Genomic DNA, 13,359 nt, shown 5'->3' with positions numbered 1-13,359 from the left:
TTATATGTTTTGCAATAGATTCGACTACTTTACAGATGCGCCTCGATATTGCTTGCCGCATCGACTGAGTGGCGCAAAAATTCCAGCAAGTCCTCGTTCAGCCGGTCCTTGTGCGTCGTCGCCAGGCCGTGCGGCGCGCCCGCATACACGAGCAGCTTGCTGCCGATGATGAGTTCGGCAGTGCGCCGCGCCGAGGCGGCAATCGGCACGATCTGGTCATCGTCGCCATGGATCACCAGGGTCGGCACGTCGAATTTGGCCAGGTCAGCCGTAAAATCCGTCTCGGAAAATTGCTTGATGCACAGGTAGGATGCCGGCATGCCCGCCTGCATGCCTTGCCGCCAGAAACCGTCGCGCACGCCCTGCGACGGCTTCGCATCGGGCCGGTTGTAGCCATAGAAGGCCTCGCTCAAATCCTGGAAAAACTGGCTACGGTCGGCCTGCACGCCGGCGCGGATGGCGTCAAATGTGGACAGGGGCAAGCCCAGCGGGTTTTCCGTGGTTTGCAGCATCAGCGGCGGCACGGCGCCCACGAGCACGGCGCCGGCCAGGCGCCCGGTGCCATGGCGGCCGATGTAGCGCGCCACTTCGCCGCCGCCCGTCGAGTGGCCGACGAGGGTGGCGCCCGTCAAATCCAGCGCGTCGATCAGGGCGGCCAGATCGTCGGCATAGGTATCCATGTCGTTGCCGTCGAACGGCTGGCTCGAGCGGCCATGGCCGCGCCGGTCGTGCGCGATGACGCGGTAGCCGCGCGAGGCCAGATAAAACATCTGGTCTTCCCACGCGTCGGACGACAATGGCCAGCCGTGGCTGAAGACGACGGGCGGGCCGCTGCCCCAGTCCTTGTAGTGGATCAATGTGCCGTCGGCGGTACGCAGGGTATTACTGGATTGCAAGTTCGTGGCAGTCATGGAACGCTCCTTGTCGGTGGACCAGCAGCCATTGTGGCCGCAATTGGCCCGCGCACGCCGCGCGCTACGCCAGGGCATTGCGGTAGAGTAAGATTGTCGCTGCTTTGCTTTCCCGTATTCACTTTTGGAGTTGTCATGCGCTTTCCCTTCGTCCTCGCCGCCAGCCTGTTCAGCACGGCCGCCCTCGCCCAACCGCTCGTGGCCGAAGCGCCCCTGCGCGCCCATCTGTCCTTCCTGGCCGACGATTTACTGGAAGGACGCGGCACGGGCCAGCGCGGCGGCGACCTGGCCGTGCGTTACCTGGAAACGCAGGCGGCCGTGGCCGGCCTGCAGCCGTTGAAGGATGGCACGTACCGCCAGGCGCTGACCATCGTCGGCAGCAAGGCCTTGCCATCCAGCAAAGTCACGTTCAGCGCGGGCGGCAAGACCTTGTCTCCCGCCTTCGGCAAGGACATCGTCTTTGGCGCGGCAAATGGCCAGCAGACAGTGGCGTTCGACGCGCCCGTCGTGTTCGCCGGCTACGGCATCCGCGCGCCAGAAGAAAACTGGGACGATTTCAAGGGCGTCGACCTGAAGGGCAAGCTCGTCATCATGATGGTCAACGACCCGCAACCCACAAGCGCCGAACCGCAGCGCTTCGCCGGCAAGTCGCTGACCTATTACGGCCGCTGGGTCTACAAGTACGAGGAAGCGCTGCGCCAGGGCGCCGCCGGCGTGCTGCTGATACACACGACCGCATCGGCTTCGTATCCGTGGTCGGTGCCGGCCAACGGTTTCGGCCATGAACGCTTCAACCTGGCCGGTGCGGGCAATGCGATGGAAGGCTGGCTGCAGGAAGACATGGCGCGCACGCTGTTCCAGGCGAGCGGACAGGACCTGGACGCCTTGCGCGCGCAGGCGGAAACGCGCGCGTTCCGCCCCGTGGCCCTGAACGCCACGGTCAAGGTGCAACTCGACAGCCAGGTGCGCAGCATCGAGCAATTCAATGTGGCCGGCATCGTGCCGGGCACGGACCCGAAATTGAAGGACGAGGCCGTCATTTACTCGGCCCACTGGGACCACTTGGGCAAGGATGACGAAGGCAGCCAGCGCGCCGGGCAAAGCGACCATATCTACAACGGCGCCATCGACAATGCGTCGGGCGCGGCGGCCTTGCTGGCCATGGCGCAAGTGGCCGTGAAACAGCCGGCGCGCCGCACGCAGATCTTCCTGTGGCCGGCCGGCGAAGAAACGGGCATGCTGGGCAGCACGGCCTACACGCGCGCGCCCCTGTGGCCGCTGGCCAAGACAGCCGCCGACCTGAACCTCGACAGCATGAATTTTGTCGGCAAGACGCACGACATCGGCGTGGCCGGCGCCGAACGCAGCAGCCTGTACACGAGCGCCGCCAAGGTCGCCAAGCGCATGGGCCTGCGTCTGGCGCCCACGATCCCCGACCTGTCCGGCGCGTTTTACCGGGCCGACCATTTTGCCTTCGCCAAGGCTGGCGTACCCGCCTTCAACGTGGGTTCGGCAGTGTTTTCCGGCGACGGCTCGTTCGACTTCGTCCAGGAGCCGAAAGCGTCGGGCGAGCGCCTGGTCGCATTTAAAAAGGACTACCACCAGGTCACCGATGAGTACAACCCGTCGTGGGACTTGTCGGGCATGGTGCAGCAGGCGCAATTTACATTGAACCTCGGCTATGAAGTGGCGAACGACAAGAATTTGCCGGTGTGGAACAAGGGCGAAGCGTTTGGGAAGGTCAAGCGCTAGGCATCATGAAAAACACCGGCCTGTGCCGGTGTTTTTACAAGCGTGCCGGCCACAATCCCGTAGGTCGGATTAGCGGCACAGCCGCGTAATCCGACAACATTGTTAGCGCCGGTGGGAATGCCGGATACGCGGCTTCAGATTGCCATGATGCGTTTCAGGTCGACGAACGCCGTTTCATACAGATGCTGAAACGCGCCGACCATGACCTCTTCCACGCCTTCGGCCGCGTCGAATTCGCTCGACCATTCGGCCACGCACTCGTTCGCGCCTGGCTCGCCCGTGACGCGCAGGGTGGAACGGTAGTTCTTGACGGGGATCGGGCCCGAGACGATGGTGTAGCTGTAGCTCTTGTCCGCTTCGCTGTAGCTTTGCAGCCGTTCGGCGATGATGGCGCCGTCCGTGGTTTTCAGGCGGCGTACGCGGCCGCCGTGCTCGGACAAGCTGGTCTTGATCGAGCTCGACCATTCAGCCAGCGACTGGAAGCCGCCGATAAAATCCCACACGCGTTCGGCGCTTGCCGCCAATGTTACAGAAACAATTACTTGGGCCATCTTTAATTCGGTTCCTCATCCAGGTTTGCCGGGCGCCGTGCCCGGCCGGCCGGAGTTGCCCGGCACAGCCGCTATTTTAACGCCCATGCAGCGTTGCTGCTGGGCGGAAAATAACGGCTGGCCTGGCTGGCGAGGCAGTCTTACAGATTTTCCGCCAAGAAAATCAGGGAATTGCCATGCGCCTGGGCGGCGGAGCGCTGCTGATAGCTGTCGCGGTGGGTGCAGTTGAAACCGTGCTCGGCGCCCGGGTAGATATGGATTTCCACGTCTTGGCGGTCTTCGAAGCGCTCGGCGATCTTTTGCACGGCTTCCGGCGGAATATGGCTATCCTGGCCGCCGAAATGCATGAGCAGCGGCACCTTGATCCGGTCGGCCAGGTCCAGCTTGTTCTGGATGCCGCCGCCGTAATAGGCGATGGCCGCATCAACCAGGCCGGCCGCGGCCGCCTGATACGACAGCCGGCCGCCGAAGCAGTAGCCGACCGAAGCGAGCTTGCCCGTCACTTCCGGACGCGCGCGCAGGGCGGCGATGGTGGCGGCGATATCGGCGTCGGCCTGCGGATTGTCGGTGGCCTGCATCAGCTCGACGGCGCGCTTCCAGCCGTCCGCGTCATAGCCCAGCTCGATGTGCGCGCCGGCGCGCCAGAACAGGTCCGGCACCAGCACCACGTAGCCATCGGCCGCATACTGGTCGGCCACGGCGCGGATGTGCTCGTTGACGCCGAAAATTTCCTGCAACAGGATGATGGCGGGACCCTTGCCCACGTGCGGCACGGCCAGGTAAGCCTGGAAGCTGCCGTCCGGGCCGGCGATATCGATCCACTGCGAAGTTGTGCTCATAGAAAACTCCAGTCTGAGGTTGGGGGGAATGCCACAGCCAGGCATGTTACTGGTTTTTCCTCTTTTCTGCCCCCGCCCTTGGTCCAGGCTCAATACATCTCGCGCAGGTAAATCACGGGACCCGATTTGAAGACACCGAAGACGACGGTGCCGACGGTGCTGGCCAGGTAGGGATGGCTGCCCACGGAAACATCCACGCTGCCGGCCTTGCCGGCGCCGGGCGCCAGCAAGGTCAGGAGATTGGTTTGCGGCAGTGCGCCTTGCGTGACGGTGTATATCCGGTCATCAACGGCCAGCTTGCCGCAGTCCAGCGTTTTCTTGCAATTGACAAACAACACGTCCGACTTGTTCAAGGCACTGACGTTGTCAAGCAGATTCGTGACCCATTTCGTGCCGTTCCAGTACTGGACTTGCACGGCCAGCCTGACTGGCAGCAATTCGGAGCCATAGCCGTGGGGCACCATCCATTGCCCCGACAGCACGGTCATCCGTGCCTCGTTCTGTATCAATGCCGAGCTTGAGCTGACGACGGCGCCGCCGGGATAGGTGCTGCTGGCGCGCAAGCGCACGTCGGTAGGCGCCACCTTCAGCGGCACGCCGGCCTTGCCCGGAAAACGGTAGGCGACCATGGGAAGGGCAACGCCGAGGGTGAATTTCGCGGGCGCCACGCCGGTGATGGTGGTCTGCGCCTTCTTGCCATCGGTAAGCCGGCTGCTGCCATCGGGGGTACTCGGCGGAAAGGAAATCGTGCCCGTGGCCGCATCGAGGCCTTCGAGCAGCACGGGCGCCAGGACGCTCGGGACGCGGTCGTCATAGTTTTTGGTCGGCGTCCCGCCCAGGGCGCGCGCCGTCACACGCATGCCTATCGCCTGCCCCGAGTAAGCGTAGCGGCCTTTTTCCCCGTCGTTGGCGCAGGTGAGCGGTGCGGCGCACGGCGTGGCGATGCCGGCGGGAGCGCCGGTTTTCACCAGTTCCGTAATGAAGTGGTGCGGGATAAACTGCACCTCCCCGCTCACGCCCGAAGCCTTGGGCAAGGCCGGCACAGCAAGGTTGGCATCCAGGTAGCCGTTGGGGTTGGCCAGATTGAAAGCGATGGTGATGGTGCCCACTTCCGGCCAGTTCATGTCGCTGCTGACAACGCTGCCATTCGTGAAGACCACGCCACCCTGCATGGCCGGCTTGGCTGGTGTGTCCGGCGCGGCGATCTCGCTGGTCGTCGGCTTGACCAGGCTGGACAGCGAAGGCAGCACCGTCTCCGCCGGCTTTTCATTGCCGAAGTTCGGCGTCACGGCGCCCACACTATTGAGCACACTCATGCTGACCGCCACAGGCGCGCCCGCGCGCTGGGGGTTGGCGATGGCAACGACGCTGAACGAGGCCGGCACGACGGTAACCTTGCCACTGCCCGTCATGCTCAAGCCGGCGTCGCCGGTTGTGGCCGACCCCGTATAGGTGGCCTTCAAATTCAGCTGTCCCACGTCCGCATACGACATGATGGCGGTGGCGACGCCCTGGTCGTTGAACGCCAGGTTGACGTTCGCGCCCGCCGTGCCGCAGGCGCTGGTGCTGTTCGATGCCAGTGGCACGAGCGCCCCGGTTCCCTGCACGAAAACAGGCAGGGTGCCGCTGGCGGGATTGCCATAGCTGCAAGCGAGATTCAGGTTCTTGCTGGTACTTTTGAACAGGGGCACGCAAGCTTGCGGGGTCGAACTGGGGGGCGCCTGCACGGCGCTGATACTGAACGATTGCAGCTTGGCAGAAACATGATTGACGGGAGTGACCGTCAAGCCTGTCGCCGCAAAGCTCATGTCGCAGCTGCTGCTGTTGTCCGAAGCACGCTTGCATACGAGCGCGCCCGTGGTGCCGGGCACGCTCGTCAGGCTCAGGGTGGCCGTGCCGGCCGTGTACTGGCGCACGCTGGCCGTCGCCACGCCGGTGTTGCCTATCTGCGTCGCCGTGCCACCAGGGCTGACAGTGACATTCACGCCGTTCGTGTACTTGGCGCTGCAGGCGGCATCCGCGCATGCCGTCACCGTCACCGTCTGCGGCGCGCACGTCAGGGCATTGCCCGAATGCTCGATCTGGAAATGGTGGGGCCCCGCCTGCGTACCCGGCCCGCACTTCGGACCCATCGGTTCATTGAAAGCCCAGCCGCTGTTGTTCGTCACGCAGCTGCACGGATACGACGGTGTATAGGTTTTGCAGGTGATGGTTTGCTGCACCCGGCCCTGCCAGCCCAGGGTGATGTGGTCGACCTTGGCATTGCCCGTGATATAGGCGTTGGACGAGTCGAGCGTTACCTCGCCGGCGTCCACATTGCCCTTGATGCCGTTGCCCGAGGCGATCGACAAGGAATTGCTGGCTTCCACGTCGCCCGTGACGAGCAGGCCGGACGCCTTCAAGTCGATCGTCGGCGATTTCAGGTTGCCCGTCACCTGGCTGCCGGAACCGATGGTCAGCGAAGTGGTTGCCGTGATATCGCCCTGGATGCGGGTATTGGCGGCCAGGATATTGACGATGGTGCCGCTGATGGGCCCGTTGATGAGCGAACCCGAGGCGATTTCCACCGGACCCTTGGCGCTGATCCTGCCCGTCACCGTGACGTTGTTCGAGCCCATCTTGATGGTCGTGGCGGAAACGTTTGCCGTGATAGTCTGTTCCTGCGCGCCCAGGAAGAAAGTGCCACCCTCGGCTGTCAGGTTTCCACCCGTCACCTTCAGGTTCGGCGGATTGATGTCCTTGATGTCGAGATTGCCCTTGACCGTCAGCGCGGCATTGCCGCTCATCGTCAAGCCCTGGTTGTAGCTCATCGACAAGGAACTGTTGACTGTCACGCCATACGCGCTGCCGATGACGATGACGTCGGTAGAACCGAGCGCCAGCGAGGCGCACGTGTATTGCAAACCGTCCTGGCTCAGGCCGCAGCCGCTGACGGCGCCGCCATTGAAGTTGAGCGTGACCGCGTGGGCAAGGGATGAGCCCAGCAACAATGTCAGGGCGGCAAAAATGTGGAGTAAGCGCACGATATTCAGGAATCCGATCGGTGGGGAGCCAGCGGGCGCGCCGATTATTTCATGCTAACCTACGCCATCGCTGTTGTTGCATTATGGCAGTATTTATCCCCCTCGCGCATATCGCATGATCAAGCAAAGCCCCAAAGAATTTCCCCTGCGCACAGTCGACATCATCGTCTATCCCGGCTTCAAGGCGCTCGAAGCCATCGGCGCCATGAAGGTGTTTGATTACGCCAACACCCATTTGCGCCTGCGCAAGCTGCCCGGAGGTTACGACGTGCGCATCGCCTCGACGGCCATCGGCTCGGTCGAATCGGACACGCTGATGTCGCTGCACGCGAGCAAGGCGCTCGACGCCAGCCGCCTGCCCGACCTGGCCGTCATCGTCGGCTGCCATCACGTCGAGCAAGTCTTGCAGGACATCCCCGCGCTCGCCGCCTGGGTGGCCGAAGCGGCGCCGCGCATCGATACCCTGGCGGCCCTGTGTACGGGCTGCTTTTTCCTGGCCGAAGCCGGTGTGCTCGACGGCAAAAGCGCCGCCACGCACTGGAGCGCCGTGGACAGCCTGCGCCAGCGCTATCCATTGATACAGGTCAATGCCGATGCGATTTTCGTGCGGGAAGGGAAATTCTGGACGTCGGCCGGCGTGACGGCCGGCATCGACCTGGCGCTGGCCCTGGTGGAAGACGATTTCAGCCGCGATATCGCGCTGGAAGTGGCGCGTGACCTGGTCGTGTATTTGAAGCGGCCCGGCGGCCAGTCGCAGTTTTCCGTGCACCTGTCGAGCCAGATGACGACGCATCCGACCATCCGCCAGTTGCAGGGCTGGATCATGGAGCATCTTGCCGAAGAACTCACCGTGCCGCTGCTGGCGGCCAGGCTAGCCATGAGCGAACGCAATTTTACGCGCGTGTTCCAGCGCGAAACGGGGACCAGCCCCACGGAATTCATCGACACGGCCCGCTTCGAAGTGGCGCGCCGTTTGCTGGAAGACAATGTATCTTCCTTAAAACAGGTGGCCGTGCAGGCGGGCTTGCATAGCGAGGACAGGCTGCGCCGCCTATTCCAAAAGAAACTCGCCATCACGCCGCGCGACTATCGCGAGCGCTTTTCCAGCACGGCGCGCTAGCAGGTCAGCGCGGCTTGCCGTGACGCACGTGGCGCGTGGCCAGCTGGCGGCTCTGCAGGGCCAGCGGTGTAAACAGGAGTGCGCACAGCAGATACGTCGCCAGCAGCGCCAGCCAGATGGCGGGCGTGGCAAGGCTGGCGGCATTGCTCCACCACAAGGCCAGCAGGGAAGACAGGGCCGCGCCGAGGAAGACGGGCAGCATGCGGCGCAAGGTCGCGAGATAGGCAGTGGCAAACATGAACGGCTCCCAAAGCAAGGCGGTGATGTCTTCACACTAGCAGGGGCAGACGGCGAAGTACAGCGTGCCGTCCTGCCCCGTCCGTCAAGTGTTGCGCAATGAGTACAGTCAAATAAAATTAATACAACACGACGGAACGGATCGATTCGCCGCTCTTCATCAGGTCGAAGCCCTCATTGATGCGTTCGAGCGGCAAACGGTGCGTGATCAGGTCGTCGATATTGAGCTTGCCTTCCATATACCAGTCGACGATCTTCGGCACGTCCGTGCGTCCCCGCGCGCCGCCGAAGGCCGAACCGCGCCATTCGCGCCCCGTTACCAGCTGGAATGGACGGGTGGAAATTTCCTGGCCCGCCGCCGCCACGCCGATGATGAACGATTTTCCCCAGCCCTTGTGCGTGCACTCGAGCGCCTGGCGCATCAAGGTCGTGTTGCCCACGCATTCGAACGAATAATCGGCGCCGCCGTCCGTCAGCTGCACGATGGCGTCGACGACGTTTTCCACTTCGTTCGGGTTGATGAAATGCGTCATGCCGAACTTGCGCGCGATGGCCTGGCGCGCCGGGTTGATGTCGATACCGATGATCTTGTCGGCACCGACCATTTTCGCCGCCTGGATCACGTTCAGGCCGATGCCGCCCAGGCCGAACACGGCCACGTTGGCACCCGCTTCCACCTTGGCAGAGAACAAGACGGCGCCCACGCCCGTCGTCACGCCGCAGCCGATGTAGCACACCTTGTCGAACGGCGCGTCTTCGCGGATCTTCGCCAAGGCGATTTCCGGCACGACGATGTAGTTCGAGAACGTGGACGTGCCCATGTAATGGAACAGGGGCTGGCCATTGAGCGAGAAGCGGCTGGTCGCGTCCGGCATCAGACCGCGGCCTTGCGTGGAACGGATGGCCTGGCACAGATTCGTCTTTTGCGACAGGCAGAACTTGCACTGGCGGCATTCCGGCGTGTACAGCGGGATGACGTGGTCGTCCTTTTTCAGGGTCGTCACGCCCGGGCCCACGTCGACGACGACGCCGGCGCCTTCATGGCCGAGGATGGCAGGGAAGATGCCTTCCGGATCGGCGCCGGACAAGGTGTAGTAATCGGTATGGCAAATGCCCGTGGCTTTCAGTTCGACCAGCACTTCGCCGGCGCGCGGGCCGGCCAGGTCGACTTCTTCGATGGTCAGCGGGGCGCCCGCCTTCCAGGCAATCGCGGCTTTGGTTTTCATGTGTGTCATTCCTGCTCGGTTTCAGATGCGCCATTATCGGGCGCCGGCGGGCGCGATGGCGCGGCTGGCCACGCGCTTGTCTGAAAACGCGGCGCATTTGTCCGATGGCGCCGCACGTTTGCGCCAACGCAAACCTACAGGCACAAAGACGCGCATTCTTGGCACAGGCTCCCCGATTGAGCCGCCGTTGCGCCGTTCCCGCAGGAGACCGACATGCGCCATATCCTTTCCCGCTTTCCCCGGCCTTGGCTGGCCCTGCTGCTGGCATGCTGTTTGGCCCTGCTGGCCGGCTGTGGCGGCGGTGGCGACGACGATCCCGCGCCTGGCCCCACCACCGGCAGCCTGACGGTCAGCATCGGCGGCTTGCCGGCCGGCGTGGCCGGTGCCGTCACGGTGACGGGACCTGCGTCCTACAGCAAGACATTGACGGCGAGCGCCACGCTCACGGATCTGGCGCCCGGCGCCTATACGCTCAACGCCGCCAGCGTGACGCAAGGCACGGGACCGCTGGCGCCCACGCCCGTCACGCAGCAGGTGCAAGTCAATGCGGGGGCGACGGCCAGCGCCAGCGTCCTGTATGCGGCGGCCACGACGCTGACCCTGGGCCTGCAGGAGGTGGCCAGCGGCTTGAGCGTGCCCATCTTCCTTACGGCGCCGCCCGGCGACAGCCGTTTGTTCATCCTCGAACGGGCCGGCCGCATCCGCGTAGTGCAGAACGGCACTCTGCTGGCCACGCCCTTCCTCGACATCAGTACGCTCACCACCACCAGCGGCGAGCGGGGTTTGCTGTCGATGGCCTTCCATCCGCAATACGCCAGCAATGGCTATTTCTTCCTGTATTACACCAACCTGGCTGGCGATATCGTCATCGAGCGCCGGCAGGTGTCGGCCGGCAACGCCAACATGGCCGATCCCCTGTCAGCGCTGACCATCCTGACGATCCCCCACCCCACGTTCAGCAACCATTATGGCGGCCTGCTCAGCTTTGGGCCGGACGGCTATCTGTATGCGGGCACGGGCGATGGCGGCGGCGCGGGCGACCCGCCACGCAACGCGCAAAACACGAATGTCCTGCTGGGCAAGCTGCTGCGCCTGGACGTCAGCGCCAGCAGCGCCGCCCAGCCGTACGCCATTCCGCCCGGCAACCCGTTTGCCACAGCAGGCGGGCGCCCTGAAATCTGGGCCTACGGCTTGCGCAACCCGTGGCGCTACGCCTTCGACCTGCCAGCCCAGTTGCTGTATATCGCCGATGTGGGCCAGGCCAACCTGGAAGAAGTCGACGTGCGTCCCGTGGGCCAGGCGGGCAACAACTATGGCTGGAACATCATGGAAGGCACGCAGTGCTACAACAGCACCAGTTGCAACCAGGCGGGGCTGGTTCTACCTGCCATCGAATACGGCAACAATGCAGCCAACGGCTGTTCGATCACGGGCGGCTATGTGTACCGGGGCACGGCCTTGCCGGAACTGGCGGGGCAATACCTGTATTCGGATTACTGCAGCGCCTGGCTGAAGAGTTTCAGCTACAGCAATGGCACGGCATCGGCCGTAAAAGACTGGGGCATCACGAATGTGGGCAACATCCTGTCGTTCGGCCAGAATGCGCAAAACGAGCTGTACATGCTGAGCGGCACGGGCAAGGTGTACAAGATTGTACGTAAATAAGCGTACGCAAAAAGATGGGCCAATGAGGTGGGCCAATGAGCATGTGCAAGCAGTCATGGCGACGCACGCCTGAGGCCGCGTTTTTCGACGGGGCGCGGGGAACCGGCTAAAATTGGTTTTTCCGCCGCGCCCTGCGCACCAGCCCAAGAGAACACCATGGCCCGTTTGAAACTTGAATTTCCCGAAGACCAGTACTGCTATTCCTCGCAACTGACGGTACGCACGACGGACATCAATGCCGGCAACCATCTCGGCAACGATTCCATGATTTCCATGATTTCCGAGGCGCGCGCCCGCTTCCTGTTCGAATATGGCGTGCGCGACATCGAAGCGGACGGCACCGGCATCATCGTCACCGACCTGGCCACCACCTACCGCGCCGAAGCCCATGCGCGCGACCAGCTGCTGTTCGAAGTGGGCGTCATGGATTTCAACAAGTATGGCGGCGACATCACCTTCCGCATCACGCGCCCGCGCGACAACACCCTGATCGCGATGGCAAAGTCCGGCTTTGTCTTCTTCAACTACAAGCGCAGCCAGGTCGTGCCCATGCCGGAAGAGTTCGGCAGCAAGTTCCCGCAGGTGAACTGGATCGATTGACAGCAGCTCGATGCCGCCATGCTGTATCCTTGCCAGGAAGATAATTAATTCTGGAGCGGCATGCAATCAGCAATAACGGCAAGACTGTGCCTGGCCCTGGCGTTGCTGGGCGTCTTGCCATGCGCCCTGGCCGCGCCGCGAACCGTCACGCTGTACGGCGACGATGACTACGCGCCGTACAGCTATGTGGAAAACGGTGTCTTCAAGGGCATGTATATCGACATCCTGCGCCAGGCGGCGGGCACGATGCCCGGCTACCGGCTGGAATTGCAGCCGCGCCCCTGGAAACGGGGGCTCGACGCGCTGGAAAAAGGCCAGGTTTTCGGCCTGTTTCCGCCCGGACGCAAGACGGAACGCTCGTACGTGCAACCATATTCGGCCGTGCTGCACCGCGAATCGGTGGTGCTGTTTTGCCATGACGCCATCATGCGCACGCCGCGCACGCACTTCCCGTCCGACTTTGCGGGCCTGACCATCGGCGTCAACACGGGTTTTTTGCTGTCGGAAAAGTTGATGGCGCCAGCCCGCCAGGGGCTGCTGCGCCTGGAAGCGGCCAAGGGGAATGAAGCGAACCTGAAGAAACTGGCCCTGCGACGCATCGATTGCTACGCCAGCGACCGCGGCGCGGCACGCCACACGGCGCGCCAGCTTCAAGAGGAACTGGCCGGCTACGGCTTTCAATTGCGCGAAGTGCTGGAATTGTCGTCCGAAGCCACCTACATCGCCTACAGCGCGCGCAACACGCCCGCCTACAAGGCCGATTTCATCGAGAGGATGAATGCCGCCCTGCTCGCCATGCGGCAGAACGGCGAGCTGGCGCGCATCGAAGGCGCTTACCTGCGCTGATTTACTACTTGCTCACTACTTGCGCGCGTGGCGCTTCACCTTGACGCCAAAGGTATCGGAAAACCAGTCATCGATCATCAGCTTTTCATAGCGCAACTTTTCATTGCTGAAGTAAGGATTGATGCGGCTCAGGTATGACATATCGGACAGGGCCGCATTGCCGCTGCTGATGACCTTGCCATCCTGTTCCAGCACATACTGCAGGCGCATGCGCGGCCAGTCGACCCGGCCATTCATGACGCGGATATCATGGCCGGCACGCAGGGAAGGATTTTCACGTCCCGCCAGGTCCACATCCGTGACGTCGATTTTCAAGGTCCGCCCGGGCGGCAGCGCCGTACCCAGCTTCTCGAAATGCCGGGTCAGCTCCTTCAGTACGTCTTCCCGTTCGTGCGGGTCGAACGGCACATCCGTGAATTGATCCGGTTTGCTGAAATGCACTTCGGTTCCTGCCCAGGCCGCGCTGCTGGCCAGCAAGGCCAGGCCGGCGATCAGGGCGCGCGTTGTCTTCTTTTTCATGATGTAATCCTTTCAGGAAAAATATGGGTGGCGCATGAGCCACTTTTTATCCGATTCACTATACCCCCAT

Annotated in this window: 12 protein-coding genes; 5 read left to right on the top strand and 7 right to left on the bottom strand. The window is 63.0% G+C overall.

Features of this window, described 5'->3' with window-relative positions; all coding sequences use genetic code 11:
* Window positions 1-29: 29 nt before the first annotated feature.
* Window positions 30-911 (bottom strand): alpha/beta fold hydrolase, encoded by an 882-nt coding sequence (locus tag JAB6_RS25675; RefSeq protein WP_070305464.1) that lies wholly within the window; start codon window positions 909-911, stop codon window positions 30-32.
* Between the two features lie 135 nt (window positions 912-1,046).
* Here JAB6_RS25675 and JAB6_RS25670 point away from each other — a divergent pair, with 135 nt between their 5' ends.
* Complete coding sequence (locus tag JAB6_RS25670) at window positions 1,047-2,663, top strand: M28 family peptidase (protein ID WP_070305462.1); 1,617 nt, start codon at window positions 1,047-1,049, stop codon at window positions 2,661-2,663.
* 134 nt (window positions 2,664-2,797) lie between these two features.
* On the opposite strand, the gene JAB6_RS25665 is transcribed toward JAB6_RS25670, so the two are convergent.
* From JAB6_RS25665 to JAB6_RS25655, 3 genes are all read right to left on the bottom strand, one after another.
* Entirely contained in the window at window positions 2,798-3,214 is a 417-nt protein-coding gene (locus JAB6_RS25665; RefSeq protein WP_034753486.1) for an SRPBCC family protein, read from the bottom strand.
* 140 nt (window positions 3,215-3,354) lie between these two features.
* A complete protein-coding gene (locus JAB6_RS25660; protein ID WP_034753485.1) occupies window positions 3,355-4,053 on the bottom strand; it encodes a dienelactone hydrolase family protein in 699 nt (232 codons plus the stop codon).
* A gap of 89 nt (window positions 4,054-4,142) precedes the next feature.
* Window positions 4,143-7,076 (bottom strand): polymer-forming cytoskeletal protein, encoded by a 2,934-nt coding sequence (locus JAB6_RS25655; RefSeq protein WP_070305460.1) that lies wholly within the window; start codon window positions 7,074-7,076, stop codon window positions 4,143-4,145.
* A gap of 115 nt (window positions 7,077-7,191) precedes the next feature.
* On the opposite strand from JAB6_RS25655, the gene JAB6_RS25650 reads away from it, so the two are divergent.
* On the top strand, window positions 7,192-8,196 hold the full coding sequence (locus JAB6_RS25650; protein ID WP_070305458.1) for a GlxA family transcriptional regulator: 1,005 nt from the start codon (window positions 7,192-7,194) through the stop codon (window positions 8,194-8,196).
* Window positions 8,197-8,200: 4 nt separating this feature from the next.
* Here JAB6_RS25650 and JAB6_RS25645 read toward each other — a convergent pair whose 3' ends face one another.
* Window positions 8,201-8,434, bottom strand: coding sequence for a hypothetical protein (locus tag JAB6_RS25645; RefSeq protein WP_034753482.1), 234 nt, complete (start codon window positions 8,432-8,434; stop codon window positions 8,201-8,203).
* Window positions 8,435-8,552: 118 nt separating this feature from the next.
* A complete protein-coding gene (locus JAB6_RS25640; RefSeq protein WP_035824324.1) occupies window positions 8,553-9,659 on the bottom strand; it encodes an S-(hydroxymethyl)glutathione dehydrogenase/class III alcohol dehydrogenase in 1,107 nt (368 codons plus the stop codon).
* A 213-nt stretch (window positions 9,660-9,872) separates the two neighbouring features.
* On the opposite strand from JAB6_RS25640, the gene JAB6_RS25635 reads away from it, so the two are divergent.
* From JAB6_RS25635 to JAB6_RS25625, 3 genes are all read left to right on the top strand, one after another.
* Window positions 9,873-11,324 carry a sorbosone dehydrogenase family protein gene (locus tag JAB6_RS25635; protein WP_070305456.1) on the top strand — a complete coding sequence of 484 codons (1,452 nt, stop codon included), beginning with the start codon at window positions 9,873-9,875 and terminating at the stop codon, window positions 11,322-11,324.
* Between the two features lie 156 nt (window positions 11,325-11,480).
* Entirely contained in the window at window positions 11,481-11,924 is a 444-nt protein-coding gene (locus tag JAB6_RS25630; protein WP_034753479.1) for a thioesterase family protein, read from the top strand.
* A gap of 60 nt (window positions 11,925-11,984) precedes the next feature.
* The gene (locus JAB6_RS25625) at window positions 11,985-12,770 is read left to right on the top strand and encodes an ABC transporter substrate-binding protein (protein WP_070305454.1); all 786 of its coding nucleotides are present in this window, start codon (window positions 11,985-11,987) and stop codon (window positions 12,768-12,770) included.
* Window positions 12,771-12,785: 15 nt separating this feature from the next.
* On the opposite strand, the gene JAB6_RS25620 is transcribed toward JAB6_RS25625, so the two are convergent.
* Entirely contained in the window at window positions 12,786-13,289 is a 504-nt protein-coding gene (locus JAB6_RS25620; protein ID WP_070305452.1) for a DUF3016 domain-containing protein, read from the bottom strand.
* Between the last annotated feature and the right edge of the window lie 70 nt (window positions 13,290-13,359).

This window comes from Janthinobacterium sp. HH104, assembly GCF_001758715.1.
Taxonomy (GTDB): Bacteria; Pseudomonadota; Gammaproteobacteria; order Burkholderiales; family Burkholderiaceae_D; genus Janthinobacterium; species Janthinobacterium aestuarii.
Note: the sequence above shows the minus strand (reverse complement) of the source record. Positions and strands in the feature narration are given on the sequence as shown.